The 26883-nt window shown below is 61.6% G+C and carries 23 protein-coding genes; 10 read left to right on the plus strand and 13 right to left on the minus strand.

What is annotated here, in order from left to right:
• The 3 genes from PSEBG33_RS10050 to PSEBG33_RS10040 are packed head-to-tail and all read right to left on the minus strand — an operon-like array spanning position 1 to position 2614.
• A complete protein-coding gene (locus tag PSEBG33_RS10050) occupies positions 1-1200 on the minus strand; it encodes an NAD(P)/FAD-dependent oxidoreductase (RefSeq protein ID WP_032803626.1) in 1200 nt (399 codons plus the stop codon).
• Positions 1200-1523, minus strand: coding sequence for a MocE family 2Fe-2S type ferredoxin (locus PSEBG33_RS10045; protein ID WP_005789479.1), 324 nt, complete (start codon positions 1521-1523; stop codon positions 1200-1202). Before PSEBG33_RS10045 ends, PSEBG33_RS10050 begins: the two co-directional genes overlap by 1 nt.
• Positions 1520-2614, minus strand: a complete 1095-nt coding sequence (locus PSEBG33_RS10040; protein WP_005789481.1) for a fatty acid desaturase family protein — start codon at positions 2612-2614, stop codon at positions 1520-1522. Before PSEBG33_RS10040 ends, PSEBG33_RS10045 begins: the two co-directional genes overlap by 4 nt.
• A 163-nt stretch (positions 2615-2777) precedes the next feature.
• On the opposite strand from PSEBG33_RS10040, the gene PSEBG33_RS10035 reads away from it, so the two are divergent.
• Entirely contained in the window at positions 2778-3827 is a 1050-nt protein-coding gene (locus PSEBG33_RS10035) for a LacI family DNA-binding transcriptional regulator (RefSeq protein WP_005789483.1), read from the plus strand.
• A 621-nt stretch (positions 3828-4448) separates the two neighbouring features.
• Here PSEBG33_RS10035 and PSEBG33_RS10030 read toward each other — a convergent pair.
• On the minus strand, positions 4449-6410 hold the full coding sequence (locus tag PSEBG33_RS10030) for a sigma-54 interaction domain-containing protein (RefSeq protein ID WP_005789485.1): 1962 nt from the start codon (positions 6408-6410) through the stop codon (positions 4449-4451).
• A gap of 183 nt (positions 6411-6593) precedes the next feature.
• Here PSEBG33_RS10030 and PSEBG33_RS10025 point away from each other — a divergent pair, with 183 nt between their 5' ends.
• The 3 genes from PSEBG33_RS10025 to PSEBG33_RS10015 are packed head-to-tail and all read left to right on the plus strand — an operon-like array spanning position 6594 to position 9335.
• Complete coding sequence (locus PSEBG33_RS10025) at positions 6594-7613, plus strand: Gfo/Idh/MocA family oxidoreductase (protein WP_005789487.1); 1020 nt, start codon at positions 6594-6596, stop codon at positions 7611-7613.
• The gene (locus PSEBG33_RS10020; protein WP_005789489.1) at positions 7610-8389 is read left to right on the plus strand and encodes a TIM barrel protein; all 780 of its coding nucleotides are present in this window, start codon (positions 7610-7612) and stop codon (positions 8387-8389) included. The genes PSEBG33_RS10025 and PSEBG33_RS10020 overlap by 4 nt, the downstream gene beginning before the upstream one ends.
• 19 nt (positions 8390-8408) lie before the next feature.
• Positions 8409-9335: a sugar ABC transporter substrate-binding protein gene (locus PSEBG33_RS10015; RefSeq protein WP_005789491.1), complete on the plus strand. Its 927-nt coding sequence runs from the start codon at positions 8409-8411 to the stop codon at positions 9333-9335.
• Between the two features lie 60 nt (positions 9336-9395).
• Here PSEBG33_RS10015 and yghU read toward each other — a convergent pair whose 3' ends face one another.
• Together yghU and PSEBG33_RS10005 are read right to left on the minus strand one after the other, a co-directional pair.
• Positions 9396-10226, minus strand: coding sequence for a glutathione-dependent disulfide-bond oxidoreductase (gene yghU / locus PSEBG33_RS10010; RefSeq protein WP_005789493.1), 831 nt, complete (start codon positions 10224-10226; stop codon positions 9396-9398).
• A 42-nt stretch (positions 10227-10268) separates the two neighbouring features.
• Positions 10269-11495: an MFS transporter gene (locus PSEBG33_RS10005; protein WP_005789495.1), complete on the minus strand. Its 1227-nt coding sequence runs from the start codon at positions 11493-11495 to the stop codon at positions 10269-10271.
• Between the two features lie 65 nt (positions 11496-11560).
• On the opposite strand from PSEBG33_RS10005, the gene PSEBG33_RS10000 reads away from it, so the two are divergent.
• Both PSEBG33_RS10000 and PSEBG33_RS09995 read left to right on the plus strand, forming a co-directional pair.
• A complete protein-coding gene (locus PSEBG33_RS10000) occupies positions 11561-12547 on the plus strand; it encodes an AraC family transcriptional regulator (protein ID WP_050989073.1) in 987 nt (328 codons plus the stop codon).
• An 85-nt stretch (positions 12548-12632) separates the two neighbouring features.
• Positions 12633-13229, plus strand: coding sequence for a glutathione S-transferase family protein (locus PSEBG33_RS09995; RefSeq protein WP_005789498.1), 597 nt, complete (start codon positions 12633-12635; stop codon positions 13227-13229).
• A gap of 208 nt (positions 13230-13437) precedes the next feature.
• Here PSEBG33_RS09995 and PSEBG33_RS09990 read toward each other — a convergent pair whose 3' ends face one another.
• Positions 13438-14205: an SDR family NAD(P)-dependent oxidoreductase gene (locus tag PSEBG33_RS09990; protein ID WP_005789500.1), complete on the minus strand. Its 768-nt coding sequence runs from the start codon at positions 14203-14205 to the stop codon at positions 13438-13440.
• A gap of 137 nt (positions 14206-14342) precedes the next feature.
• On the opposite strand from PSEBG33_RS09990, the gene PSEBG33_RS09985 reads away from it, so the two are divergent.
• Both PSEBG33_RS09985 and PSEBG33_RS09980 read left to right on the plus strand, forming a co-directional pair.
• Positions 14343-15491: an aldose epimerase family protein gene (locus PSEBG33_RS09985; RefSeq protein ID WP_005789502.1), complete on the plus strand. Its 1149-nt coding sequence runs from the start codon at positions 14343-14345 to the stop codon at positions 15489-15491.
• Between the two features lie 575 nt (positions 15492-16066).
• A complete protein-coding gene (locus tag PSEBG33_RS09980; RefSeq protein ID WP_005789504.1) occupies positions 16067-16768 on the plus strand; it encodes a sterol desaturase family protein in 702 nt (233 codons plus the stop codon).
• A 5-nt stretch (positions 16769-16773) separates the two neighbouring features.
• Here the strand turns inward: PSEBG33_RS09980 and PSEBG33_RS09975 are convergent, their stop codons facing one another.
• The 6 genes from PSEBG33_RS09975 to PSEBG33_RS09955 all read right to left on the minus strand — a co-directional run bounded on the left by PSEBG33_RS09975 (position 16774) and on the right by PSEBG33_RS09955 (position 24075).
• Positions 16774-18219, minus strand: coding sequence for a hypothetical protein (locus tag PSEBG33_RS09975; protein WP_005789506.1), 1446 nt, complete (start codon positions 18217-18219; stop codon positions 16774-16776).
• A 148-nt stretch (positions 18220-18367) separates the two neighbouring features.
• Entirely contained in the window at positions 18368-18748 is a 381-nt protein-coding gene (locus PSEBG33_RS29760) for a hypothetical protein (RefSeq protein WP_032803630.1), read from the minus strand.
• 2 nt (positions 18749-18750) lie between these two features.
• Complete coding sequence (locus PSEBG33_RS09970) at positions 18751-19746, minus strand: hypothetical protein (RefSeq protein WP_005789509.1); 996 nt, start codon at positions 19744-19746, stop codon at positions 18751-18753.
• A gap of 139 nt (positions 19747-19885) precedes the next feature.
• A complete protein-coding gene (locus tag PSEBG33_RS09965; protein ID WP_005789511.1) occupies positions 19886-20953 on the minus strand; it encodes a lipocalin-like domain-containing protein in 1068 nt (355 codons plus the stop codon).
• Positions 20943-23405, minus strand: a complete 2463-nt coding sequence (locus PSEBG33_RS09960; RefSeq protein ID WP_005789512.1) for an ABC transporter permease — start codon at positions 23403-23405, stop codon at positions 20943-20945. The genes PSEBG33_RS09965 and PSEBG33_RS09960 overlap by 11 nt, the downstream gene beginning before the upstream one ends.
• A gap of 1 nt (position 23406) precedes the next feature.
• On the minus strand, positions 23407-24075 hold the full coding sequence (locus tag PSEBG33_RS09955) for an ABC transporter ATP-binding protein (RefSeq protein WP_005789514.1): 669 nt from the start codon (positions 24073-24075) through the stop codon (positions 23407-23409).
• 273 nt (positions 24076-24348) lie between these two features.
• On the opposite strand from PSEBG33_RS09955, the gene PSEBG33_RS09950 reads away from it, so the two are divergent.
• Both PSEBG33_RS09950 and arnT read left to right on the plus strand, forming a co-directional pair.
• Positions 24349-25029, plus strand: a complete 681-nt coding sequence (locus PSEBG33_RS09950) for a histidine phosphatase family protein (protein WP_005789516.1) — start codon at positions 24349-24351, stop codon at positions 25027-25029.
• Positions 25030-25213: 184 nt separating this feature from the next.
• Complete coding sequence (arnT, locus tag PSEBG33_RS09945) at positions 25214-26869, plus strand: lipid IV(A) 4-amino-4-deoxy-L-arabinosyltransferase (protein ID WP_005789517.1); 1656 nt, start codon at positions 25214-25216, stop codon at positions 26867-26869.
• Positions 26870-26883: the final 14 nt, after the last annotated feature.

The raw sequence follows: 26883 nt of genomic DNA on the forward strand, positions 1-26883 counted from the left end.
TCAGCCTCGCAACAGTGGTTTGAGGGACACATCGGCATCTGCCAGGCTGCCCGGGTCGAGCACAGTGCCCGCGGCAATCAGGCGCTCGCACAGCTTGATGTCCCTGGCCGCACCGTTGCCCGGCGCCCAGCCGCACGCGCCTTGCAACCGGGCATCGTCGTCGAGGTAAAACAGCAACAGGCCACCCCCAGGCAACGCACGGCTGACCGTGCGTGCAGTCATCATCCCGACAGTCTGCAAACCCCAGTGGTATTGGTCGGACCAGAAACCGGGGAGCGTCTCGAATGGCAGCGCTCGCCCCAGCAGGTTCAACGCGGCGTGCCGCCCCTGGGCCTCGGCGTTGCGCCAGGTTTCCTGGCGCTGAAAGACGCCAGCGAGGCGAAACTCGCAGACATCCCCCGCCGCGTAGATATCCGCCGCGCTGGTGCGCAATTGCGCGTCGACACGAATGCCCTGACCGACTTCCAGCCCTGCCGCCGCCGCCAGCTCGATATTGGGTTGCATGCCGATGCCGACCACCACCAGGTCACAGGGCAGCCGTTGCCCATCGACCAGTTGCACGGCGTCGGCGTGGATGCATTCCACGCCGACGTTCAAGCGCACGTCCACACCTTGATCACGATGCAACGCCAGCAGCGAGGCACTAATCGGCGCCGGCAACACCCGGCTCGCCAAGCGTGGCCCGGCTTCAAGCAGCGTGACCTCACACCCCAGCCCTCGTGCGGTGGCCGCCACCTCCAGGCCAATAAAGCCACCACCGACCACGACCAGGCGGGTGCCGGGACGCAACTTATCACGCAGAGCCAAGGCTTCATCGTGGGTACGCAGGTAAAGCACAGGGGCCTGCGCCTCGGGCAAGCGTCGCGCCCGGCCACCGGTAGCCAGCAACAAGCCGGTATAGGTCAACCATTGGCCGTCGGCCAGTTGCAGCCGGTGTTGCTGCGGGTCCAGGCGGCTCACCGGGTTACCGGCGATATGCTCGATGCCCAATGCCGCCAACCGTGCACTGTCGCACAGGCTGCATTCCGCCAGGTCCGTCGAGCCTTGCAGCACGCCTTTGGACAACGGTGGGCGTTCGTAGGGCAAGTGCGCTTCATCGCCGATCAGGATCAGGCGCCCGCTGTAACCTTCTTCACGCAAGGTCAGTGCCGCACGTCCACCGGCATGACCAGCGCCGACGATGATCAGGGCCTGGTTCATCATCCGGCCGTGACAGCGAGCAGTACCCGCCCCGCTTCGACCCGCACCGGGTAGGTCTTGAGGTTGACGCACACCGGCGCGCCCAGGGCTTGGCCGGAACGGTAATCGAAGCGCCCGTTGTGCTTTGGGCATTCAATCACGTGGTCCATCACCAGGCCGTCCGCCAGGTGGATTTTCTCGTGGGTGCACAGGCCGGCGGTGGCGAAGAATTCATCCTCGGCAGAGCGGAACACCGCGTAGGTGTGAATACCGTGGTCGAAGCGCAGCACGTCTTCTGCTTCTATTTCGCCCACGGCGCAGACGTCGATCCATTGATCGTTCATGCATTTATCTCCAATGACTGGCTTTTACTGTGTGGCGAGCAAGCTCCCTCGCCACGGGTCGGGCGTTGGACGAAATAGCTGGGGTCGCTGCGCTGGCGCCAAATAGTCGGAATGATTTCCTGGTAGGCCTCCCACAGATTGGCATACGGCGCTGGGCAGTCGCTGCGGATCTCTTCGTGCAGTTGACTGAGCGCGTGGTAAGGCACCATCGGGTACATGTGGTGTTCGAGGTGGTAGTTCATGTTCATGTAGATAAAGCGCAGCACCCGGTTCATGTAGATGGTGCGGCAGTTACTGCGATGGTCGAGCACATCTTCAGCCAGGCCCACATGCTGGCTGAGGCCGAACAGGTAGCCGAGCCAGGCACCATAGAGACTGGGCAGCCCCACCAGCATCAGCGGCAGCCAGCTGTGCAGGTACAACGCGGCGCCGATGATCAGCGCATAAATCCCAATCCATATACGTGCGGCACGCAATACCTTGGGCCATTCGGATTCAGGGATGAAGTCTTGCTCTTGGGCACTCATGCGCCCGAGCGCATGGCGGGCCACGCCGCTGAAGGTCTTCCAGGCCAGGGGCAGGTTGAACAGGCTGAGGGCCATCATCCACAGGCTCGGCGGGCGCGGCTCGACGATCTCCGGGTCGCGGCCGACGACGATGGTGTCGGTGTGATGACGGGCATGGCTCCAGCGCCACACGTGAGGTTCGAACAGGCACATGAAGCTCGCCACCTGGTACAGCCCGTCGTTCATCCAGCGGGTCTTGAACGCAGTGCCGTGCCCGGTTTCGTGCCAGCGCGGGTTGGACGCCGTGCCGTAGAGCACGCCATAGACGAGAAAAAACGGTACGCAGGCCCAGGAGCCCCAGAACCAATAGCCACCAAAGCCTGTGACCAACAGCGTCGAGACCCAGATAGCGGTGTCGAGCAAGGCCGGAGCGTCGCGGCGCTGCATCAGTTCTTTCATGCGTTTGCGCGAGATGGGCGACTGGTACCAGTTGGCCGAAACCAGGCCTTTTTCGGCGGCGCGGGCCGCTTCAGGGCCAGTGAGGCTGTAGTCGCGCCGAGCGCGGTAAGCGGTGTGTTCAGGCATTGTTATTGTTCTCCGCAAGCGTAGGGTTTCAGGTGCTTTGCGGAACCAACCATAGAGCGCAGCCAAATCACCCTCAAGGCCTTGAATCCATTCCCTATCAAGCTATCATCCAGGCCCAGCGGAGCTTGATAGTTTTCTATCAAGACGCTCAAGGGGCCTGCCAATGCACAACCATAAACGCCCAACCATCGCCACCGTCGCCGCCCACGCGGGGCTTAGCGTGGCCACCGTCGACCGGGTATTGAACGCCCGCGCCCCGGTCAACCCGGGCACGGCCGAACAGGTGTTCCAGGCCGCCGAAGCCGTGGGTTATTTCGCTGCACGACTGATCGGCCAGCGCATCCGCGAACGGCGCCCCACCTACCGTTTCGGCGTGCTGTTGCTGGGCACCGCCCAGGCCTTCTATGCCAACCTCGCCCAGTCCATCAGCGATGCCGCGCAGCATCACGCCACCGCCAACCTGAGCTGCCAGTTCGACTACATCAACGACCGTTCACCGAATGCCATCGTCGCGCAGATCGAGCAACTGGCGGTGCAGTGCGACGCCCTGGCGGTGGTCAGCTTCGCCCATCCGCTGATCAACGCCTGCCTGGCGCAGATCCGTGAAGCTGGCGTACCAGTGGTTGCGCTGCTGTCGGATATCCATGAACAGGCCCTCGAACCCTATGTGGGCCAGGACAACCACGTGGTCGGGCGCACCATGGGCTGGCTGCTGGCACACACCTGCGGCGCACGCAAAGGCAGCGTTGGCATTTTACTTGGCGGCCATCGTTTTCTCGGGCACCAGGCACGGGTCAAAGGCTTGCACAGCTACCTGGCCGAACACGCGCCAGGGCTCAAGCCGTTGGAACCGCTGATCAACCTGGATAACTGCGACATCACCGAGGAAGCCACCCTGGACCTGCTCGCCCGCCACACCGACCTGCGCGGCCTGTGCGTGGTGGGCGGCGGCGGTGACGGCGTGATCAACGCCCTGGCGCAACTGCCCAAGCGCCCGGCGCTGTGTTGCATTCTGCAGGAGTCGACCGAGCTGTCGCGCCAGGCGTTGAGCCGCGGCTTGATCGATGTAGTGATGGACTCGCAGCCGCGGCAGACGGCGGCGGCGCTGGTGCAACTGCTGGTGCAGTTGCTGAATGACGAAGGCTTCGATCCGGTGCGGCATCGGGTGCATATACCACCGCAGATAGTGACCCCGGAAAACATGGGCACCTGATACACAAAGAACACAATGTGGGAGGGGCGGTGCGACGATTCGATTTGCCCCGACGGTGATGAACCCGTCAAAAATTCAGAGGCTGACACACCGCTATCGCGGCATGGGATCTACGCAACTTTGTAGCTGCCGACCGTAACCACGATGCGAAGCGAGCCGCTCTTGATCTTGATCTTGATCTGCTTTTGATCTTAGGCGCCCCGTCAAACCACGCTGGCCGTAATCCGACCTGGATTTGGGGGGTAAACCGGCAGGGATGCCGGTTTAGCCGCCCCGCGCCATGGATGGCGCGTGGCGGCGGCCCCCCAAATCCAGGTCGGATTACGGGCACACCGAGCCTAAGCGAGGTGCCGAGTGGTGGGGCAAGAGCGTTTTGCTTACTTTTGCGCTTTTCAAAAGTGAGCCGCTGTAAGAGCGGAACCAATAGCAGCCGTTACCCAGATAACGGATATGTACTCGGTCTAATCCAGCACCCTGGTCGGCCCTGAGGCCGCCATCGGGGGCAAGTCGAATCGTCGCACCGCCCCTCCCACATTTGGATCGCGGGGCATCCGTTGGTTAGCGGTCGGCTGTCAGACCGCCATCGAAGCCCCCACCTTTAATCTGCACACGGACAATCATTCACCGCCCGCGAAAATCCCCTGCACTCAAACCAAACCGCCCCATCTTGTTGTACAGCCCACCCCGCGACACGTTGAGTTGCCGAGCCGCCAGGCGGATATTGCCGCCCGTGTTTTTCAGCGCAGCGACGATGGCGTGCAGTTCATGGCTGCTCAGATCCTGCGCGGGCTGGGGCTGGTAAAAGCGCAGCGCTGCCCTTTGCTGAGTTTCCAGCGGCAAGTCAGCCGGCTGGATCAACTCGCCCATCGCCAGGTTGGTCGCCCGTTCAATGGCGTTTTCCAATTCACGCACATTGCCCGGCCAACCATGGGCTGACAGCAGGGCCAATGCATCCGGCGAGAAACCCTGCACCGGTTTACGCAACGAACGCGCACAGCGCTGCAGGAAATGCCGTGCCAACAGCGGGATATCCTCGCGGCGCATACGCAAGGGTGGCACCGTGAGGTTCAACACATTGAGGCGGTAGTAAAGATCCTCACGAAACGCGCCTTCGGCCACTGCCTGGCTCAAGTTGCGATGGGTAGCGGTGATGATGCGCACGTCCACGGGCCGCGAATTTTTCGCACCTACGCGGGTGATTTCGCCTTCCTGCAAGACCCGCAACAGGCTGACCTGGGCATCGAAGGACATGTCGCCAATTTCATCCAGGAAGATGGTGCCGCCATCGGCCAATTCAAACTTGCCCGCCGACCCACCTCGCGCCGAGCCGGTGAACGCGCCTTCGACATGGCCAAACAGTTCGCTCTGCACCAAGTCCCGGGGGATGGCGCCGCAGTTGACCGCCACGAACGGGCCGTTGCAACGCTCGCTGGCATTATGAATGGCCTGGGCGAACAGCTCCTTGCCAGTGCCGCTTTCGCCGAGGATCAAGGTGGTGGCGTCACCGCGACTGGCAATGCGCCCCAGGTGCAGCGCGTCCTGGATCGCCCGCGAGGAGCCCTGGATGGTGTCGAAGGTATAGCAGGCCTGGGTGCCGACAATGCGTCGGGTGATTTCGCGGATGCGGCGGTTTTCGCGCACTGACACAATCACCCCACCCTGCTCCAGCGGGCATACCGAAACCAGGCACGCAAGCGGGCTGCGGTCGCGCAGCTCAAAGGTGCAGTCAAGGTCGCGCACCGGCTCACCCAGCGCGTCGCTCAACTCATTGCACCCCAGGCGCTGGAACGGACTGCCGAGCAGTTCCAGCCCCACCCCGAACAACTGCCGCGCATAGCGGTTGAGCGCCTTGATGCAGCCATGCTCATCCAGCACCACCAAGCCTTCGTTCAGCACTTCGAGCACCGCTTGTTGTTCTTCCAGCAACACCTGCAGCGCCATCTGCCGCGACACCGCTTCGGCTGCCGCCTGGACGGTACCCAGAGTATGGAAATGAAACCAGCCGGGCTCGGCGGTCAGCGTGAGCATCGCCAGTGTCTGGCCCTGAGCATCCTTGATCGGCGCAGCGGCGCAGTGCATGCGGCGCTGGCGCAGGGCGCCGGCGAAATTCTCCTCGGCCAATACGTACACCAGGCGATCTTCGGCCAGGGCCAGGCCGGTGCAGTTGGTGCCCTGTACCGATTCCAGCAGGCGACTCCCCACGGGGGTGATGTCCAGCCCGCAGAAATACAGGGTGGTGCCCTCGGCATCGGTAAGGTTGATATGGCCGCGTGGGTTATAGGCCAGCAGGCCGTGCATGACCTGCGCGGCAGCGGCGATCAGTGCGCGGTGATTGGCCAGGGTAGCCGCCAGCGTTTGGGCGGCAACGAAACGGTAGTGGCTGTCATCGGGATCGATACCCGCCTCGATACTGCGCCGCCAGGAATCCCAGATGACCTGGCGCACCCCGGCCGGGCGCTCGACCTGGCCAGACAGACACGCTCGCCAGCCCTGCTCCAATGCAGCGACGGGGCCGTCATTCAGCGCAGCAGGCCCCAGGGCCGTGAGGTAATCGAGGTCTTGCCCGCTAAACGTCAGGGTCATCGAGGTATCCATGTTCATGTTTTTGACATGTCAGTATAGGCATGTCATTTGAATGAACACATTTTGTTTAGTCTATTTTATAAACTCTTAAAAATCAGTGCGTTATGACTTGGCACAACCCTTGCTCCTGCCTCTATGCCAGCCAGGACCGTCCTGCGGCCAACAATAAAAAGGGGTCACTTCATGAGTACACAAAACATCCGCCTCGGATTGATCGGTGCCGGTCGCATGGGCAGCTTCCACGGCCTTACGGCGGCCCGCCACATCCCCGGCGCCTGCCTTGCCGCCATCGCCGACCCAACTCCAGGCCAGGCCGCACGCCTGGCAGCAGAGCTGGGGGTGGACAAGGTCTACACCGACCCACAACAGCTGTTGGACGACCCCGATATCGACGCAGTGCTTATCGCTTCCCCCGCCCGTAGCCACGCCGACCTGGTGATCTGCGCCGCCCGTGCCGGCAAGGGCATCTTCTGCGAAAAACCCATGGCGATCACCCTGGATGAAGCCGATCGCGCCATCGCCGCTGCCGCCGACGGCCGCGTGCCGTTGCAGGTCGGTTTCAATCGGCGTTTCGCCAAGAGCTTCCGTGCCGCCCACCTCGATGTCACCGCCGGCCGCATCGGCACGCCGCAGTTACTGCGCTCGCTGACCCGCGACCCGGCGCTGAACAACCCAGCCGCTTCACCACAATGGGTGATCTTCCTGGAAACCCTGATCCACGACTTCGACACCCTGCGCTACCTCAATCCCGGCGCCGAAGCGGTGCAGGTCTATGTGATGGCCGACGCGCTGATCGCACCGGCGTACAAAAGCCAAGGTTTACTCGACACTGCAGTGGTCACGATCCGCTTCGACAACGGCGCCATTGCCACCGCCGAGGCCAACTTCCAGGCGGTGTATGGCTATGATGTACGCGGTGAAGTGTTCGGCAGCCAAGGCATGCTGAGCATGGGCAGCCTCAATGACTGCGACCTGGTGCGCTACCTGGCCCAGGGCATCCAGGCCGACACCCAGCGGATGGACACTGACCTGCTGCGCGACGCCTACATTGCCGAACTCAACCACTTCGTCGACTGCCTGCGCAGCGGCGCCAAGCCCTTGGCCAGCGGTGAGGATGCGCGCGCAGCCCTGGCAATTGCCCGCGCCTGCATTGAGTCGTACGAGACCGGCAAGGCCGTGGCCGTGCAAGGGGCACGCCCATGATGCCGTTCACATTGGCCGTCAGCGCCGAGATGGTGTTTCTCGACCTGCCCTTCATCGAACGGGTCAAACGTATCCACGCCCTGGGGTTCAGCGCCGAAATCTGGAGCTGGACCGACAAGGACATCGACGCCCTGGCCGCGACCGGCGCGAACTTCACCTCGATGACCGGCTACATCAGCGGCACCCTCACCGACCCCGAAGGCACCCGCCAACTGCTCGACAGCGCCCGCGAATCCCTGGGCATCGCCGAGCGCCTCAATTGCCCCAGCCTCAACCTGCACGGCACCGGCCTGGGTGACGGCGGCTTGCCGGTGCAGCCGGTCAGCCAGACCACCGGACGCATGTGGCTGAGCGCCTGCAAGACCCTGGAAAGAATCGCGCGCCTGGGGGAAGACGCCGGCCGCGTGTTCCTGCTGGAAAACCTCAACACCGCCGTCGATCACCCCGGTACGCCCTTCGCCCGCGCCAACGACACTCTGGCCCTGATCGAAGCCGTGGGCAGCCCGCATCTGAAGATGAACCTGGACCTGTACCACGCGCAGATAGGCGAAGGAAACCTGATCGAATTGATCCAGCGCGCCGGCGGCGCCATCGGTGAAATCCAGGTGGCCGACGTGCCCGGGCGCAAGGAACCCGGCACCGGCGAAATCCACTACCCGGCCATTGCCCGTGCGCTGCACGCCATGGGCTACACCGGCGTGGTCGGCCTGGAGGGCTGGGCCAGCGGCACCAGCGAAGTGGCCCTGGAGCGCTTCCGCCAGGCATTCACCCTATAACAATAAAAGGAACACACTTATGCATCGTTATTCATTGCTAGTGGCCGCGCTGCTGTTGCTGTTCAGCCAATGGACCTTCGCCGCCTATCGCATCGGCGTAAGCATTGCCCGGGTTGACGATAACTTCATGACCTATGTGCGTAGCGGCCTGGAGGCTGCGGCGAAACAGCAGGACGTGCAGATCCAGTTCGAAGACGCCCAGGGCGATGTGGTGCGCCAGCTCAATCAAGTCGAGGGGTTTCTCAACCAGAAAGTCGACGCGGTGATCGTGCTGCCGGTCGACACCGCCGCCACTGCCAATATCACCCGAGCCGCCGTGGCGGCCAAGACGCCACTGGTGTACGTCAACCGTCACCCGGATGAACGCACACTGCCCAAGGGCGTAGTCACGGTGGCCTCCAACGACATCGAGGCCGGACAACTGCAGATGCGCTACCTCGCAGAAAAACTCGGTGGCCAAGGCAATGTGGCGATCATCATGGGCGACCTCGCGCAAAATGCCACCCATGACCGCACCGAAGGCGCCAGGCAGGTGCTCAAGGACTTTCCCGGTATCAAGATCGTTGAACAGCAAAGCGCCGAATGGCAACGCAACAAAGGCATGGACCTGACCAGCAACTGGCTGCTGGCAGGTACGCAGTTCGATGCGATCGTGGCCAACAACGATGAAATGGCGATTGGCGCAGCCATGGCATTGCAGCAAGCGGGCAAGGCCAAGGGCGAGATTGCGATCGTCGGCATCGACGGCTTGCCCGACGGCCTGGCCGCGATCAAGCGTGGGCTGCTTGCTGCGTCAGTGTTCCAGGACCCCAAGGCCCAGGCGACCCAGGCGGTTCGAGCGGCGATCAAGATGATCAAGGGCGAACCGATTGAAGCCGAAGTGTGGGTGCCGTTTGAACTGATCACGCCTGAGCAGGTGGCAGTGTTCGAACAGCGCTACAAATAAACCGAAGACAAGGAGATCCCGTGTGGGAGGGAGCAAGCCCCCTCCCACACGGGCTCTGAATCAGTCCAGGTCACTCGCGTCATGCCGTTCGGGCAACTGCTCCTCACCCGACACCCGATTCACCCGCCGCCCGCGCTGTACCGCCGGCCGGGCGTCGATTGCGTCGGCCCAGCGCAGCACGTGTTTGTATTCATGCACCGAGAGAAACTCCGCCGAGTCGCCATACAAGCGGCCCTTGACCAGCCCGCCGTACCAGGGCCAGATCGCGATATCGGCAATGGTGTACTCATCGCCGGCGATGTACTCGCTCACCGCCAGGCGCTTGTCCAGCACATCCAGTTGGCGCTTGGCTTCCATGGCAAAACGGTTGATCGGGTACTCCATCTTGCTCGGCGCATAGGCATAGAAATGTCCGAAACCTCCGCCCAGGTAGGGCGCGCTGCCCATCTGCCAGAACAGCCACGACAGGCACTCAGCCCGGGCCGCAGGTTCGGTGGGCAAAAACGCGCCGAACTTCTCGGCCAGGTACTGCAGGATCGCGCCCGACTCGAACACCCGAATCGGCGTGGCCCCACTGTGGTCCATCAGCGCCGGAATCTTCGAGTTGGGGTTTACCCCCACAAAGCCACTGCCGAACTGGTCGCCGTCACCGATCTTGATCAGCCAGGCGTCGTATTCGGCACTGATGTGCCCCAGCGCCAGCAACTCTTCAAGCAGAATCGTGACCTTTTGGCCATTGGGCGTAGCCAGGGAGTACAGCTGCAATGGGTGCTTGCCCACTGGCAGCGCCTTTTCGTGGGTGGCACCGGCGATGGGCCGGTTGATACTGGCGAAGGTGCCGCCGCTTTCGGTGTCCCAGGTCCAGACCTTTGGGGGTACATAGTCAGCCATGCCACTGCTCCTCAGGGATTGCGATAAACGAAGCGTTCCAGACTAAACCAAAGACGGGTGGTGCGTCACACCGGCATCCCCGTCTTGTCGAGGCACCTGTACGCGCAGGGCGATAAGCAAGGCTGCGAACAGCATCAATACGCCCGCACCCACAAATACCCCGCCGATGCCGCTGACGCTGAACATCAACCCGCCACCGGCAGCCCCTGCGGCAATCGCCGACTGCACCGAAGCGACCACCATGCCGCCGGCACTTTCGGCCCGGTCCGGCACGGCACGGGCAACCCAATTGGACCATGCCACCGGTACGCCGCCGAACGCCATGCCCCACAGCGCCAGGAGCAATGCCTGGCCCGGCAGTGACACCGGCAGCCAGACCAGGGCCAGTGCCGCAATGCCCACCAGCACCGGCATCAACACCAACGTCCCACGCGGATGGCGCACCAGCAGCCAACCGGCGAGCAAGGTGCCGACGAAATTCGCCACGCCGAAGCCCAGCAGCATCAGGGCCAGCCCTTGGGTATCGACACCGGTGGTGCTTTCCAGGAACGGGCGAATATAGGTGAACAATGCGAAATGCGCGGTATGTACCAGCACGCAACCGAACATGCCCATGGCGATACCCGGGCGCAGCAGCACTTGCAGCACGGTACGCAGGCGCGCGGTGCCATTGGGCACCAGGCGCGGCAGGGTGAACGCCTGGAACGCCAGGGTCACCGCACCCACGGCAGCCGCCGCGATAAACGCACTGCGCCAGCCGTACAGGCCACCCAAATAGCTGCCCAGCGGCACGGCGACCACGGTGCCCGCCGCAATCCCGCTGAAGATGATCGACAGCGCCCGTGGCAGGGAAGCCGCCGGCACCAGGCGCATGGCCACCGCCGCCGCCATGCTCCAGAAACCACCCAGGGCGATGCCCAGCAGGATGCGCATCAACAGCAGTACGGTCAGGCTGGAAGACAACGCCACCAGCAGGTTGGAGGCGATCATCAGCGTGGAGAACCCCAGCAGCACCACGCGCCGATCGATGCTTCGGGTCAGGCCGGGCACCAGCAAACCGGCAAACAACGCCACCACTGCCGTCACCGTCACGGCCTGGCCGGCCAGCGCCTCCGAGACCCCCAGGTCCAAGGCCATGGGGGTCAACAAACTGGCCGGCAGGTACTCCGCCGTCAGCAAGCCGAACACCCCCATCGCCAAAGAAAATACCGCCAGCCAGGCCGGCTCCGTCACCACCCCGGCAGGGGTTTGAGCTGCATACTCACTCATCACAGGTCATCCTCGGATCATTGGCAAGGCGGCCAGTCTAGGTTTGCCCGCCCGGATGATCTATGATGCAAACCCTTGAGTTCTTGATCGAAACCCCGAACATGACTGCCGCGCATACTTTTACCCTGTCTTCCGACCTGATCAATGAGCTGCTGCGCGGCATGCGCCTGCGCGGTGTGAAGTACCGCCGCATCCAGGCCGGGCCGAGCTTCGGCATGGGCTTTGACGCCAAGCCCGGCCATGCCTATTTCCACTTTCTCGCGGCCGGCCACGTGACCTTGCGCGGCGAGGATGGCGACCTTTTCGAACTGTCGGCGGGCAATGCGGTGTTCATCGCCCATGGTGGCGCGCATGCACTGTTATCCGATGCGAGCGCCGGTGTGCACGATATAGGCGATTTCGACAGTGCCCCGTTGGGGGATGCGGTCTGCGCCGTGGATGCTTCCCCTAACGCGACGCCCAGCACCTTGCTGTTCAGTGCCTGCATGGAGTTCGAACTCGGCAGCATCCAGGGGCTCGGCAACCTGATGCCGGCGCTGATGCTGATCGATGCGGGGGGCCAGCGTTACCCCGGTCTGATGCCGATCCTGGCGGTGATGGAACGGGAAGTCTCCACGGCCCGCATCGGCTATGCCGGCATCCTGGCGCGCCTGGCCGATGTGGTGGCGGCGATGATCGTACGCGGCTGGGTCGAATGCGCCTGTGGCAACGCCTCGGGCCTGGTGGCGGCGCTACGCGATCCACGCCTGGCCCGCGCCCTCCTCGCCCTGCACCAGCAGCCGGGCCGCGACTGGAGCGTGGCGGAACTGGCCGCGCAATGCCATACCTCGCGCTCGGTATTTGCCGATCGCTTCCAGGCCATCCTCGGCATACCGCCGTTGCGCTACGCTACGGAACTGCGCATGCGCCTGGCCACGCAGTGGCTGAGCCTGGAGCGCATGCCCATCGAAACCGTCGCGCAACGCCTCGGCTACACCTCCCAGGCGGCGTTCAGCCGTGCCTTCAAGCGCATCACCGGGCAACCGCCCGGGGCGGCCCGCAGTTCAATGTAGCGACCGCCCCTTCAAGCATTGCGCACCCTGATCATGAAGCCTTAATCTCGTCAGCCAATCACACCGCGAAAGCAATGGAGGCTGCATGAAACTGGTCGGAATGCTGGACTCGCCCTACGTACGCCGCGTGGCGATTTCCCTGGACTTGTATGGGGTGGAGTTTGTGCATGAACCGCTGTCGGTGTTCAGCACCTACGCGCAATTTGCCCAGATCAACCCCGTGGTCAAAGCCCCCTCCCTGGTGTTGGACGACGGGACGGTGCTGATGGATTCGAGCCTGATCCTCGATTACCTGGAAGCACTGGCGCCGGCTGACAAGAAGCTACTGCCCCAACAACCGGCAGCACGCGCCCACGACCTGCAACTGCTCGGACTGGCCCTTGCAGCCTGTGAAAAGAGTGTGCAGATCGTCTATGAACACAACCTGCGCCCAGCCGAAAAGTTACATGCACCGTGGATCGAACGCGTCAGTGGGCAATTGCTGGCGGCCTATACCCTGCTGGACAAGCAACTGGCAGACAGTGAAGCGCTGACCCAGGCATCCGTTACAGCAGCGGTCGCCTGGTCGTTCAGCCAGTTCACCGTGGCGTCGGTGGTGAAGTCGGATGCGTTCCCCAACCTGAAGCGCCATGCTGAACGCCTGGAACAGCACCCAGCGTTCAAACGCTACCCAATCGCCTAAGCATCGCAGTTCATATGTGGGAGGGGGCTTGCCCCCGTGACGGCCTGACAGCCGGCGCATCTCTACCTGACACCCCAGGATCTAAATGTGGGAGCTGGTTTGCCTGCGATGACGTCGGCCCAGCGAACATTGATGTGGGTTGACCCACCGCTATCGGGGGCAAGCCCCCTCCCACTCGCGATCTTCACAATTTTTTGGAATCGCGTTTCTACACCCAGCCGCCGTCAACGATAAAGTTTTGCGCCGAACACATCGCCGAGGCATTCGAGGCCAGAAACAGGGCCATATTGGCGATGTGTTCCGGCATCACACTGCCAGGCAGGCACTGGCTACGGGCGATCAACTCCCGAGCCGCGTCATCCACCCACATGGCCAATTGTTTTTCCGTCATCACCCAGCCCGGCACCAGTGTGTTGACGCGGATATGGCTCGGCCCCAGCTCCCGCGCCAGGCCTCGGGTCATGCCGTGGGCAGCGGCCTTGCTGGCGGCGTACACCGGGTAGCCGGCAGACGCCATCATCCAGCCGACCGAGCCCAGGTTGATGATCGAGCCGCCACCCGCCTCTTTCATCATTGGCACCACCGCCTTTGCGGCAAAGAAGGCGTGCTTGAGGTTGACAGCGATCAACCGGTCGAACATTTGCGAGTCGATTTCTTCCAGACTGTGGCGCACGTCATTTGCCGCGTTGTTGACCAGCACCGTGATCGGCCCGAGGGAATGCTCGAAGCGCCGGATTGCCGCGCCGTAGCCAATCTCATCGGTAATATCGCAGCACTCGAACTCGACCGTGTGGCCCTTGGAACTCAGCAGCGCCGCCAAGCGTTCACCCTGGCTTTGCGCGCGATCCACAAACGCCACTTTGGCACCCTGGGCGGCAAAGGCCCGCACCATGAATTCGCCAATCCCTGACGCCCCGCCGGAGATCAATACGCTCTTGCCCTTGAGGTCGGGATAAATGGCGTGTTCAGTACTCATAACGTAGTGCCTCGATCAATTAGTCGTATTTTATTTTACGAAATCGGCGTTAAAGGCTATAAATCTGCTGGATAACCGGTGAAATATCTCACATTAGTAGAACTATTCAACCCAAAAACAACAAAAGGAAGTTCGACATGAAGCACCCTCGATACCTGTTGTCCGGTCTGGCGCTGTCCATGCTGATCGCCAGCGGCGGCGCTCACGCCGCCGGCCTTACCAGCGAGCAGAAGCCTTTCGGTAATACCAATGACGGCACCGCCGTCGAACAGTACGTGTTGCGCAACAGCCATGGCATGCAAGCCACGGTAATTACCTACGGCGGTGTATTGCAGTCGCTGAAGGTGCCTGACAAAAACGGCAAGCTCGACGACGTAGTGCTGGGTTTCGATGATGTGCAAGGCTATCAAGGCGGTACTGCATTTTTCGGCGCAACCATCGGCCGCTTCGGCAACCGCCTGGCCGGCGGTGCCTTCGAACTCGACGGCAAACGCTACCAGGTGCCGCTCAACGACGGCCCCAACTCGCTGCATGGCGGCGCCCAGGGCTTCGACAAACAGGTGTGGCACGCCGAGCCCGTCAAGGACAAGGATTCGGTGGGCGTCACCCTCACCTACCTGTCCAAGGACGGTGAAATGGGTTTCCCCGGCAACCTGAAGACCGAAGTCACTTACCGCCTCAACGACAAGAACGAACTGCACATCGACTACAAGGCCACCACCGACAAACCGACGGTACTCAACCTCACCAATCACAGCTACTTCAACCTCGCCGGCGCGGGTAACGGCGACATTCTCAAGCAGGTCGCCACCTTGCACGCCAGCCACTACACACCGGTGAATGCCACCTTGATCCCCACCGGTGAGCTGGCTCCGGTCAAGGGCACACCGATGGACTTCCTCAAGCCCACGCCTATTGGCCAGCACATCAAGGCGGACCATCCGCAGCTCAAATTTGCCGAGCCGAAACAAGGCGGATTCGACTTCAACTGGGCCCTGGATACCAAAGGTGATGTGAAGCAGCTGGCTGCCCAGGTGCATGACCCCGAGTCGGGGCGGCGCTTGCAGCTTTACACCAGTGAGCCTGGGGTGCAGTTCTACACCAGCAACTTCCTGGATGGTTCGGTGAAGGGCAAAGGTGGCAAGACGTACCAGCACTGGAGCGGGTTTACCCTGGAGACCCAGCATTTTCCGGATGCGCCTAACCAACCCGGCTTTGCCTCAACTCGCCTGAACCCAGGGCAAACCTATATCCAGAACACCATCTTCAAGTTCACCGCCGATTAAAATGATGGGAGGGCTATACCCCGATGAGCATGGGTATCTACACAACTTTGCAGTCGCCAACAGTAACCACGATGCGAAGCGAGCCGCTCTTGATCTTGATCTGCTTTTGATCTTGATCTTAAGCGCCCCGTCAAACCACGCTGGCCGGAATTCGACAGGGATTTGGGGGGTAAACCGGCAGGGATGCCGGTTTAGCCGCCCCGCGCCATGGATGGCGCGTGGCGGCGCCCCCCCAAATCCATGGCGGATTACGGGCACACCGAGCCTGGGCGAGGTGCCGAGTGGTGGGGCAAGAGCCTTTTGGTTACTTTTGGCTGGGCCGGCATTCCGGCTCTTTTCCAAAGTGACCCGCTGTAAAAGCGGAACCAATATCAGCCGTTACCCAAATAACGGATATGTACTCGGTCTGATCCAGCATCCTGGTCGGCCCCGAGGCCGCCATCGGGAGCAAGCCCCCTCCCACAGGTCCGGCGTAACGCCAAAGTTGTGTAAATACCCATGCCCCCAGTAAAAGCTCGCACATTCCTGCCCACCCACTAAGCTCAATCTCGCACAAAAACAGCGAGCAGCCCGCCATGCCCCATCTCACCGAAACGTTCCGCAGCCGCTACCGCGCCAACGTGAGTCGCCATTACAACCCCTGGCTACACGCCACGTTCGTCCTCGGCTACGGCATCATCTGTATCACCCTGGCCTGGTCCTCCACCGCACAGATCACTGCGCTGCAGTGGCTGACGGTGCCCTTGACGCTGGTGTTCTTCAACCTGTGCATCTACCTCGTGCACCGTCACCTCGGCCATCACAAGCACCCATTCGCCCGGCTGTTCTACGCGCGCCACACCGGCGATCACCACAGTTTCTTCACGCCCGGCCACATGACCTACGACAGCCCGCGTGACTGGCGCGTCATCCTGTTCCCCGCCTGGCTGATCGTACTGCACAGCCTGGCCATCACCCTTCCCGGCTGGTGGCTGCTCAAGCAACTGAACCCCAACGTGGCGGGGTTGTTTGCCGGGTGCATGATCCTCGGCTACCTGCTCTACGAGCTGTTCCACGCCTGCGAACACTTGCCCGCTGAACACCCGGTGGCGCGCCTGCCGTGGATTCGCCAAATGCATCGCCTGCACGCCCTGCATCACCGTCGCGAGCTGATGCAGGGGCGCAATTTCAATATCGTGTTGCCGTTGATGGATTACCTGTTTGGCACGCTGCATTGGGAGCCGGCCACAAAAAAAGGGAGCAGCCCAAATGGACTGCCCCCTGCTTCACATTCCTAGATCAATCAGCGCACGATGGTCTGGCTGCAAATGTGGCCCAGGCTGACGTATTGGGTGATATTGCCGCCTACGCCCACCCCCGGGAACTCCTTGAGCTCGATGCGCCAGCCACCTTCGTTGAACCAGGTTTCCCAGTTGTAGGTCTGGCCCGACGCGCTGTCCGGGTACCGCACTTTATAGTCGCCGGAGCAAGTGCCCAAGGCGACATTGCCCGAAGCTGCACCCGTGATGCCGGTCTTGGCCTCATAGTTGACCCAGTTGTAAGTTGCACCAAAGTGCTTGTCGACCCGCAGCACTGGGGTGACCCCGCGCAGTGGCTCACCGGTGCTGTCCGACCATTGGGTGCTCCAGCTCAGATTGCGGGCTGCCTGGGTGGCCAGCTGGAAGATCGAGCTGGGAATGCGCACTACGTTATCGCCGTTCACGTTGTGCTGGTTCAAGCGAGGCGCCGAACCCAGGGTCAACTTGTACTGCGCCTGAGGGTTCAACGCCACCGCCGGGTTCGCCCGCACACGTACCTTGACCGTGTAGCCCGGCGTCAGGTTCGGATAGGTGGAGGTGGAATCCGGCTGAATCACTACCCAGTTATTACCGTCGAAACGCTCGAAGATCCACTGGTTGCGCGTACCCGCACCATCATCACCCAGAAACATGCCGACACCCTGGCCGCGCAGCGACGTGAAGGAGAAGTAATCCACATCATTGACGCTGTCGAGGTTACCGGTCACCTGATTCAGCGCATCCGGCAGGGCAAACGCGGTTTGCTCGGTATCGTTGGGCTCGTAGGCATCAATGTTGCTGTCTACCGCCACGCCGAAGCTGAACTGCGAGTTGCTCGCGGCATTGGCCACCATGAACCAGTAGTAGTCACCGGCCGGCAATACACCGTTGAGGTACTCATCGGCATTGCCGGCGTTATCAGATGTGCCCAACGGGGTCAGATTACCCTGCCCGTCATCGTGGAACAGGGTCAGCGACATGTCGGTGCCGACACTCTGGTTCAACAACTGCACCTGAATTCGCGCATTCTTCGGCAGGTTGAAGTGGTAGGCGATCTGCGCGCCGGTCTCCACCCCGGTCAGCGTGTAAAGGGTGTTGATATCCAGAGTTGGAAACAGCGGAGTGAAGGCAGCAACCGCCGCTTCCTTGAGTTTCGCCTGATCGGGCTTTACCAACTCGCCTACCTTGGCATCAACCACCGCATTACTGGCAATTGCCTTGCCGGCTGACACCTTGGGCTTGCCGGCCTTGGCTGCATCGAGCTTTTGCTTGAGTGCGTCCGAGACAATGGCCTTCTCCACTGTGCCACCTTGTTTCAACGCTTTGTCCACGGCCTGCCTGACCGTCTGCGCACTGAGCTTGGGAGGGGTTTGCTCGGCCAGGGCAAAGGCCGAAACAAAGCAGGAGGCCATCATGGCCGCGCCTAGCATAAGGGCTTTTTTCGATTTCATTTTTTATCCATCCATAGTTAAAAAATTGAAGCTCAGGTGACCGGTGACATCCGGTCACCTGGGATGGACTGTAGGACAATACTGTATTTATGTACAGTATTTTAACAAAATATGTGCTCCTGGCTTGTTACGCGAGTGAGCCCTCCTTCTATGGAATTGGGATATCGCACCACCTGCGCCAAACCTCCCATACAACCATTTGGATGATACAAATACTCGCGAGGCGATACGGCCACAAAGCCCAGCGCCTCAGCGTCAAGGGAACAGATGCCAGCTCAGCTTCGGTCACAAGGCCGGCTTTGAGATAAGCCTTAGGCCCTGACAGGATATCGACCATCAGGCTCATGCGATGATACCTGTCGATCATCCGATTTCTTTTCCAGAAACGCTTATGTAGACGAACCTTCTCGTTCTCACTGAAGTAACTTTCCAGCTCATCCAGCTTTGCGTATTCAGCAAATACTATCAGTCCCAAGACGACACCCGACCCAGCGAGCCACACAATGGTATATACAAGAAAAGGGGACATCGTTATGTCCCCTCGGGTTGGAATATCAGATCGCCGTCGATTTCCATGACTCTTCCGCCTACAAACGCACCACCCTCACCAAAAAAAGAGCCTCCCGCAGACCCGCCAACAGCCCCTCCGATAATTCCACACGCCAGTTCACCGTTGCCTTTCAGTGAAATACCTAATGCAATCCGGCATGCACTGCGAGCAATATTTGCAGCAGGCTTGCCCACAAGAGCAGCGCCTAATACTCCAGCCATCAACCTCCCCGTCTCCACATATTTCGCTCTTTTGCATTGCGCCTCCCTTCCCACCACACACGCCTCCCTGATTTCCAAACCCGCCACGCCTACATCCATCGCCAGCCCCACATAAGTCCCATTCCCCAGCCATTTCGAAGCCTGCGCAACTGCCCCGATCCGCTGTGCATACCCTGCTATTTCGCCTTTATGCAGGTAGCTCTTGGTTGAAACGCCAAGCACCTTTTTCAATGACTGATTCCCCCTCAGCCCTGTCCCAAACCGCGCTGCACCTTGCAGTTGCCTATCCAGGTTCCCGAACAGAATCTGCCGTTGTCGAACAAACTCAACCCGGTCCAAGCCACCCCCTTTCAACCGCTGATGTAACTGTTCAATCGACTCGAGCGTAAGCACCACCTCATCCAGATGTCGCCCCCACGCAGATGTCGCACTCCCTACGCCTATCGAGCCATACTCCAACAGGCTCTGCAGCAGGCCATAGTCATTGATCACTGCTGGCCCAGCCGACGCATCCAGTGCCAGTCCTCGGTGAATTTCCTCGGCATAGCGCATCAACCAGGCTTCTTCGGCACTGCAAGTGACGCTGTAATTGTCAGGAATAATCACCAACTGTCCTGGCGTCACCAGCTTATGGAGCAGGTGCCGATTCAACACATCGAAATGATCAGAGCGCTGCTGATTCAACGCCCTACCCATTAGCCGGGACTTCAAACTGAGGTAGTCCGTGGTGCGGTCGTTGAGGTATGCCTGCGCCATGCCTTACATCTCGAATGCCATGAAGATGGCATCGAAATATAAGCAAGCGCCTACAGCCCGGACACAAGCAGGCGGGGGTCAAACAATACGTTTGGGAAGTTGCCTACACAGCAAAAGATAAGCGCCTACGGAAGACGCCCTAATACCCCGTCATCTCCAAATACCCCACCCCACCCTCGAACTTCACCGGCCCTTCCCAGTAGGGAATCCCCAGGTTCATCCACGCTTTCGGATTGACCGCCTCGGTGGTGATGTCCAGGTGTTTGCCGGGGATCTTCAGCGACCAGCGCGTAGGAATGCTGCGCCCGTCAATCTCGGTTCTGGTCAGCGGCGCCAGTTGAATATCTGCGTTGTGCAGGGTCTCGGTGCGGCCCTGGGCGTCGATCCAGGTTCCGGTGAGGTACCCGCCGCCGTCTTTGTCTCGCACGCGAAAGAGCATCAGTTGCGCGCCCCGATCCAGGTGCAGGGAGAACCAGTCCCAGCCGGTCTGGCTGGCGGCCAGGGGTTGGCTGCTCCATTCGCGGTCGAGCCAGGCCGGGCCGCTGACTTCGTACGTCTGGCCGTCGATACTGATGCTGCCGGTGGCGGTGAAAAACGGCTGGCTGTAGTAGTACGACGCCTGGCCCTGGTCGGATTTGCGGCTGTAGCCGTTGTCACCTTGCAGCACCAACGGGCGGCTGGAGGTCAGTTGCAGGTCGTAGGCGAATTGCGCGCCACTGGCCTTGAGTTGCATATCGGCCAGAGCGCTAGTGGCGCCTGGGCGGCTGGCGAAGTTCCAGTCGTCGATCCAGGCGTTGAACGGCAACGCTTGCGCTCCGGCCTGGCCGACGCCACCACGGGCGAAGCGTTCGGCGGCGTAGTGGTGGGTAGCGCTGGTGACGGCGGCGTGGCCGAGCCAGATGGTGGAGTCGCACCAGCCTTGCTGCATCGGCCCGGCATTCACGGCGTTGCGAAACAAGGTCCATTGCACGCCGAACACATTGCCCTGGGCATCCTTGAGGTTGGCGGTGACGTACCACCATTCGATGCGAAAGCCTGGGTGCGGGCCGTGATCTTCGGGGAAGCTGAAGACTTTGCCGGGGACCACTTGGGCAAATTCCGCCGCATCGCTGCCCAGCCCGGCGAAGCTTTCCTCGGGTGCAGGCGGCTTGTCACAGGCACTCAACAGCAGCAGCAACACCCCCCACCCCAACGCTTTAATCTTCATTTGCAAAGGTCCTCAACAAATCCGCCGGGCGGCTGCGGTAGAGCTGCCATAGCGGCCAGGCCGAGGCCAGCAATGTCGCAAGCAACGCCAGCCCCATCAACTGCGCAAGCTGCCCGGGGAATACCTGCAACGGCAGGCGCCAGCCGAACGCCTGGACGTTGATCACCGCATCCAGGCACCACGCCAGCAACAGCCCCAACGGCAACGCAAGGACCAGCGTCAGTACCGCCAGCAGCCAGGTCTGGCCAAGGTTGAGCAGCATCAGTTGGCGGCGCGTCACCCCCAGCGCCCACAACGGCGCAAGGTGCCCGAGGCGACTCTGGCTCTGGGTCAGCAGGCTGATGAACAATGCCACGCCCGCCACGCCCAGGGTCAGGCTATTCAACGCAGCAGTGGCGGCGAAGGTGCGTTCGAAGACCTGACTGGACCATCCCTTGAGTTGTTGTTGATCGACGATACGGCTGTCTTCCAGGGCGAACTCACGCTGCACTTCACCCACCAGCGGCTGCACATCCTGGGGCGCCACGCGCAGGTTGAAACGCACCGGTGACAGCGTCGGCCAATGAGCCAACAGGTGCTTGGCGTTGACCAGCAGATGGCCCTTGGGGTTGCCATAGTCGGCGTAGATTCCGACGATTTCCGGTGCCCATGTGCCCTGAGGGGTGGGGACTTGAACCCTGTCGCCCAGGCGCACGTTCAAGCGCCGCGCCAACTGCTCGCTGAGCATCACGCTATCGTCTTGCAGCAAGCGGTCCCAGGGTGTGCTCGTCGCCTCCAGCAACGGCCAGTGCTGACGATAGGTGGGGTTGTCGACCACACCAAACAGCTCCGCCGGCCAGCCTTGCAACTGCACCGCGACCTGCCAGCTGGGCAGCACCGCCTGCACCAGCGGCTGCTGTGCCAACCATGTGTGCAGTTGCTGCGCCTGAGCCGGATTTTGCGGGTTGAGGTAAAGCTCGGCGGTCAGACGTTGTTCCAGCCAGTGGTTGAAGGTCTGGCGAAAACCCGAGGTCATGGAGCCTGCGCCAATATTGGCCGCCAGGGCCAGCAACAGCGCCATGAGTGCCAGGCTCAAGGCTGGCAGTTGCTGGCGACAGTCGGCGAGGAACCACTGGCCCAGTACCGAACGACTGCGCCCCAGCACGCCGTTCAACAGCGCATTGAGCAACACCGGCAAACCCAGTGCAGCGCCCAGCAGCAACGCCGCCATCAGCACGAATCCGGCGGCCAGGCTGTTGCCCAATTCCAGGGCCAGCAGTGCAATGAGCAGCGCCGCAACCGCCACCCAACCCTGGCGCCGCAACCAGCGCCCGTGGGCCTCATGCCAGGCCTGTGCATTGGCCAGCGCCAGCAACGGCAAACGCGCCGCACGCCACAGGCTGCTGGCCCCTGCGAGCAAGGCGCCGAGCAGGCTCAAGCCCAGCCCTGCAAGCCACCACCCCGGGCTCAAGCTCAGTTGACCTGCCACTTCGGCCCCGTACAGGCCGCGCAAGCTGGCGGCGACGTCCGGCAGCAACAGGCTGGCCAGCAGGTAACCACTGGCGACCCCGAGTACACCGCCCAGCAATGCCAGAACGCCCAGTTCGACCCCCAGGCTCAGGATCAGCATTCGCGCACTGACCCCGCAGGCACGCAAAGTGCGCAACAAACCCCGCCGTTGTTCCAGGGCCAGGCCGATGGCTGCGTGCACGATAAACAACCCGACCACGAAGGACAAAAAGCCCAAGGCGTCGAGGTTCAGATGAAAGCTATCGGTGAGACGTGAGAGGTTGTTGTCCTCGCCCTGCTTGAGTTGCAACCCGACGGGCGCTTGGGGATGGCGCGCGGCGAAGGCGTTGTCCAGCAGCAAGCGCGACAACCGCCCCTGCATGTTCAGCAAGGGTTGGGCAAAACCGATATCGGTAAGCAGCATACCGGGGGCCATGTCCGGTTGAACCTGCAACGGCGGCAAGCGCTGCCCGCTGGCCGTCAGCGGTTGTTCGCCCGCGTGCAAACCGAGCGCCTCCAAGGTTTGCGCGGCAACCCAGGTACGCCCCGGCGCCTGGAAAAACGCCAGCATCTGTGCCTGGCTCAAGCGCTGCCCGGCCACGCTGCCGCTGCCAGGTAACGATACCGGCTCAATGCCCATCAATTGCAGCCGCTGCTCCTCATGCCCCTTGAGTACCACCCGCCCCTGCACCACCGGTGACACCGGCCACCCCGCGCGGCGCAACTGCGCAAACAGCGCTTGGGGGAAGGCGGCGCCGTCCGGTGCGCTCAAGCTGGCCTGCGGTTCGCCGCCGATCAATTGGCTGGCGCGCGCATAGCCGTCCCGTGCCTGGCTGTTGAGCGCCTGCACGCCCGTCAATAATGCCGTAGCCAGCCACAGGCCGGTCAGCACGCTGAAAAACTGCACCGGGTGACGGCGCCAGTGGCTCAACAACGCACGCAACGCCCAGCAGAACACCGCCATCTCAGCGCGCGTCCATCGGTACGACACGGCCATGGTGCAGCAGCACCTGCTGGTCCAGGCGTGCCGCCAGCCGTGGGCTGTGGGTGACCATCAACAGGCTGGTAGGGCTGTCCTGCAGCAGATCCAACAGCAACTGCAGCACCTCATCGCTGGTGGTTTCGTCGAGGTTGCCGGTGGGCTCATCGGCCAACAGCAAACCCGGACGCGAGGCCAGCGCCCGCCCTACCGCCACCCGCTGCTGCTGACCGCCAGACAGTTGCTCCGGATAACGCTTGAGCAAATCGCCCAGCCCCAGACGTTCCACCAACTGCGCCTGCCAATGCGGATCGAAGCGCCCCGCCAGGCGCGCCTGGAATGCCAGGTTGTCCTCCACACGCAAGCTGCCGATCAGGTTGAACTGCTGGAACACCAGGCCGATTTCGGTACGGCGCCAATGGGCCAGTTGCCCTTCGTTGAGCTGGTCCAAGCGCTGCTCGCCAATGCGGATGCTGCCGCCGTCGACCCGATCCAGGCCGGCCACCAGGTGCAGCAAGGTGCTTTTGCCACTGCCCGACTCGCCCATCAGCGCCAGACTGCTGCGCGGCCCCAGATACAGGTCGACACCGGCCAGCACGGCCAGCGGACCTTGGGGAGTGGCGTAGTGTTTGATAACCCCTTGTACCTGCAACATAGGAACGCTCACTTGAAGGACTGCCAACGAGAATAACGGCTGAGGGTGATGCCCACGCAATTTTTTCACATGGATTTCACCGCCTGCCCATCCTCGGCACTTTAGAGTGCACTCCCAGCGGTGATAACTCGCAACTTGTTAGTTACTAATATTCACACTTTTTACGACGCGGATGTTCAGCAAAAAGACAGCAGCACTGTGACAGGCTGCTGCTCCACAACGGGCGATCGCCCATTAACTTCACTTGTTATAAGCACAACTAAAGGGCCGAGGGTGAATAGCGTGGCAGACATGATCCTGGCCAATCCAGAACCCAAATGGGCAAGGTTGAAGCGCCTGAAAAAATACCGCCTGCCTGTGCTGGGCATCAGCTTAGTCGGCCTGCTGCTCACAGGTTTTCTGTTGTGGCCCTCTTCCCCGCTTGACCTGGGGGTCGGCAATCGCCTGGTCACCTCCGGGGTGCTCGCCAGTTGGCGCCAGGGCGACCTGGTGGTACTGGTGCGTCATGAAGAACGCTGCGACCGCTCGACAAATCCTTGTTTCGGCCCTGCCAGCGGCCTCACGATCCAGGGCACGCAACGCGCGACCGCACTGGGCAAAGCCTTTGACTCATTGGGCATGGAGGCCACCGACGTGCTGAGCAGCCCGACCACGCGCACTGCCCAAACCTCGCTGTTCATGTTCGGCAAGACCGAGCTGTCCCCGGGCCCGCTCGCCATTTGCGGGGATGCCATGGCGGAGGAAATCCTCAGCCATAAACAGCCGAGTCGCAACCTCATGTTGATCACCCACAGCGCCTGCATGAGCGACTTCCAGACGAGCCTGGGCTTTCCCCATGCCGCAGCGGCCGAATATGGCAGTGCACTGTTCGTCAAGGTATTGCCCAACGGCAAACTTGAGGCAATGGGCACTCTGAAAATCCAGCAATGGGCCGCAGTACTTAAACAACTTTAATTACACTTATTTACATACCCAGCAGCTATTACGTTCAGCAAAACGACAGCCCTGTTCTGGCATGTTCAGTTGCGCCTCTTAGTTAGGTTCCCCCCCTCATTGATTCAGTGAACATCACGATGCTCGGCCCGATTAATTCAATACTCTTCCTGCACCTGTTTGAACGTCATGGAGCAACGTGCTCATGACCCGCTTGAACCCTCTGCCCTGGTTAATCCTGGGCTTTGCCGTTTTTTTCTTGCTGCCCCTGGGCTTTCACGGCCTGTGGATTCCGGATGAAACCCGTTATGCCCAGGTCAGCCAGGAAATGCTGATGAGCGGCAACTGGGTAGCGCCGCACTTTATGGGCGTGCGTTATTTCGAAAAACCCGCCGCGGGCTATTGGCTGATTGCCCTGGGCCAGGCGGTGTTTGGCGAAAACCTGTTCGGCGTGCGCATCGCCTCGGTCCTGGCCACGGCGTTGAGTGTGCTGCTGGCCTACCTGATCGCGCGGCGCCTGTGGAACGACCCACGTAAAAGCTTCGCCTGCGCCCTGCTCTATATGAGCTTTGGCCTGGTGGCCGGGCAAGCCGGGTATTCCAACCTTGATCCGCAATTTACCTTGTGGGTCAACCTGAGCCTGGTCGCCCTGTGGTTTGCTCTCGACAGCCCCACCTTACGTGGGCGTCTGGGTTGCTGGGCCTTGTTGGGGCTGGCGTGCGGCATGGGGTTCATGACCAAGGGGTTTCTGGCATGGCTGCTGCCGGTATTGGTCGCGGTGCCTTACCTGATCTGGCAGCGCCGCGTCGGTGAGTTGCTGCGCTACGGGCCGGTGGCGATTATGGTCGCGGTACTGGTTTGCCTGCCGTGGGCATTGGCGATCCATGTGCGGGAACCGGATTACTGGCGCTTTTTCTTCTGGCACGAACACATTCGCCGCTTCGCCTCCGACAATGCGCAACATGCGCGGCCGTTCTGGTTCTTCCTGCCGATCATGGTCGTGGCGTGTCTGCCGTGGGCCGCATTGCTGCCGACAACACTGTGCAAGGCCTGGAACGAAAAACGCCAGCCGGCGATTGCCTTTCTCGCCCTGTGGTGGCTGCTGCCCCTGGGCTTTTTCAGCCTGAGCAAAGGCAAGTTGCCGACCTACATCATGCCCTGCCTGCTGCCCCTGGCGCTGCTGATGGGCCACGGCTTGATCGACCTGATCAAGCAAGGCAAGGCACGTACGATTGTGATCAACGGCGCGGTCAATTTCGTTCTCGGCATGGCGGCCATGGTCGGGCTGATTTACCTGCAAATCACCGACCCGCTGTACGGCAACAGCCACGCCGAGATGTTCAGCCTGTCCCTGGCTTTTATCGTGCTGCTGGGCTGGATCCTCGCCAACCTGTTGCAAGCGGTGCGCCCGCTGACGTTGTGGGCGATGCCGGCGCTGGGCATTGGCTTGCTGGTAGCCCTGTTGCCGGCGGGAATGCCGCAGTTGATAGCGGATAACGAAATGCCCGACCAGTTCGTGCTTGAGCACCTGGACGAACTGCAACACACCCGTGCTTTGCTGAGCAACGAACTGGGCCTGGCATCGGCCTTGTCATGGCGCCTGCGTGAGCCAGAGGTGGCGTTTTACGGCACCGAGGGCGAGCTGCGCTACGGCTTGCATTACGAAGAAGCGGCGCACCGCAAGGTCACGCTCGACAACGTGCAAGCCTGGTTGGCCCAAGCCCGCGAGCGAGGTTCGGTGGGCGTGCTGATGCGGGTCCGCAGCACCAGCGAACACCGCGAAGAAGGGCAATTGCCGCCCGGCGGCAAGCGCTATCGCAAGGGCAACCTGGTACTGACGATTTACCCCCAACAACCTTGATCGCCTTTGCAGGA

Source organism: Pseudomonas synxantha BG33R (genome assembly GCF_000263715.2).
Taxonomy (GTDB): Bacteria; Pseudomonadota; Gammaproteobacteria; order Pseudomonadales; family Pseudomonadaceae; genus Aquipseudomonas; species Aquipseudomonas synxantha_A.

Bases quoted from the DNA above. Each gene is read 5' to 3' on its own strand.
- PSEBG33_RS10050 (WP_032803626.1), bottom strand. From the start codon at position 1,200: ATGAACCAGGCCCTGATCATCGTCGGCGCTGGTCATGCCGGTGGACGT.
- PSEBG33_RS10045 (WP_005789479.1), bottom strand. From the start codon at position 1,523: ATGAACGATCAATGGATCGACGTCTGCGCCGTGGGCGAAATAGAAGCA.
- PSEBG33_RS10040 (WP_005789481.1), bottom strand. From the start codon at position 2,614: ATGCCTGAACACACCGCTTACCGCGCTCGGCGCGACTACAGCCTCACT.
- PSEBG33_RS10035 (WP_005789483.1), top strand. From the start codon at position 2,778: ATGCACAACCATAAACGCCCAACCATCGCCACCGTCGCCGCCCACGCG.
- PSEBG33_RS10030 (WP_005789485.1), bottom strand. From the start codon at position 6,410: ATGACCCTGACGTTTAGCGGGCAAGACCTCGATTACCTCACGGCCCTG.
- PSEBG33_RS10025 (WP_005789487.1), top strand. From the start codon at position 6,594: ATGAGTACACAAAACATCCGCCTCGGATTGATCGGTGCCGGTCGCATG.
- PSEBG33_RS10020 (WP_005789489.1), top strand. From the start codon at position 7,610: ATGATGCCGTTCACATTGGCCGTCAGCGCCGAGATGGTGTTTCTCGAC.
- PSEBG33_RS10015 (WP_005789491.1), top strand. From the start codon at position 8,409: ATGCATCGTTATTCATTGCTAGTGGCCGCGCTGCTGTTGCTGTTCAGC.
- yghU (WP_005789493.1), bottom strand. From the start codon at position 10,226: ATGGCTGACTATGTACCCCCAAAGGTCTGGACCTGGGACACCGAAAGC.
- PSEBG33_RS10005 (WP_005789495.1), bottom strand. From the start codon at position 11,495: ATGAGTGAGTATGCAGCTCAAACCCCTGCCGGGGTGGTGACGGAGCCG.
- PSEBG33_RS10000 (WP_050989073.1), top strand. From the start codon at position 11,561: ATGCAAACCCTTGAGTTCTTGATCGAAACCCCGAACATGACTGCCGCG.
- PSEBG33_RS09995 (WP_005789498.1), top strand. From the start codon at position 12,633: ATGAAACTGGTCGGAATGCTGGACTCGCCCTACGTACGCCGCGTGGCG.
- PSEBG33_RS09990 (WP_005789500.1), bottom strand. From the start codon at position 14,205: ATGAGTACTGAACACGCCATTTATCCCGACCTCAAGGGCAAGAGCGTA.
- PSEBG33_RS09985 (WP_005789502.1), top strand. From the start codon at position 14,343: ATGAAGCACCCTCGATACCTGTTGTCCGGTCTGGCGCTGTCCATGCTG.
- PSEBG33_RS09980 (WP_005789504.1), top strand. From the start codon at position 16,067: ATGCCCCATCTCACCGAAACGTTCCGCAGCCGCTACCGCGCCAACGTG.
- PSEBG33_RS09975 (WP_005789506.1), bottom strand. From the start codon at position 18,219: ATGAAATCGAAAAAAGCCCTTATGCTAGGCGCGGCCATGATGGCCTCC.
- PSEBG33_RS29760 (WP_032803630.1), bottom strand. From the start codon at position 18,748: ATGTCCCCTTTTCTTGTATATACCATTGTGTGGCTCGCTGGGTCGGGT.
- PSEBG33_RS09970 (WP_005789509.1), bottom strand. From the start codon at position 19,746: ATGGCGCAGGCATACCTCAACGACCGCACCACGGACTACCTCAGTTTG.
- PSEBG33_RS09965 (WP_005789511.1), bottom strand. From the start codon at position 20,953: ATGAAGATTAAAGCGTTGGGGTGGGGGGTGTTGCTGCTGCTGTTGAGT.
- PSEBG33_RS09960 (WP_005789512.1), bottom strand. From the start codon at position 23,405: ATGGCGGTGTTCTGCTGGGCGTTGCGTGCGTTGTTGAGCCACTGGCGC.
- PSEBG33_RS09955 (WP_005789514.1), bottom strand. From the start codon at position 24,075: ATGTTGCAGGTACAAGGGGTTATCAAACACTACGCCACTCCCCAAGGT.
- arnT (WP_005789517.1), top strand. From the start codon at position 25,214: ATGACCCGCTTGAACCCTCTGCCCTGGTTAATCCTGGGCTTTGCCGTT.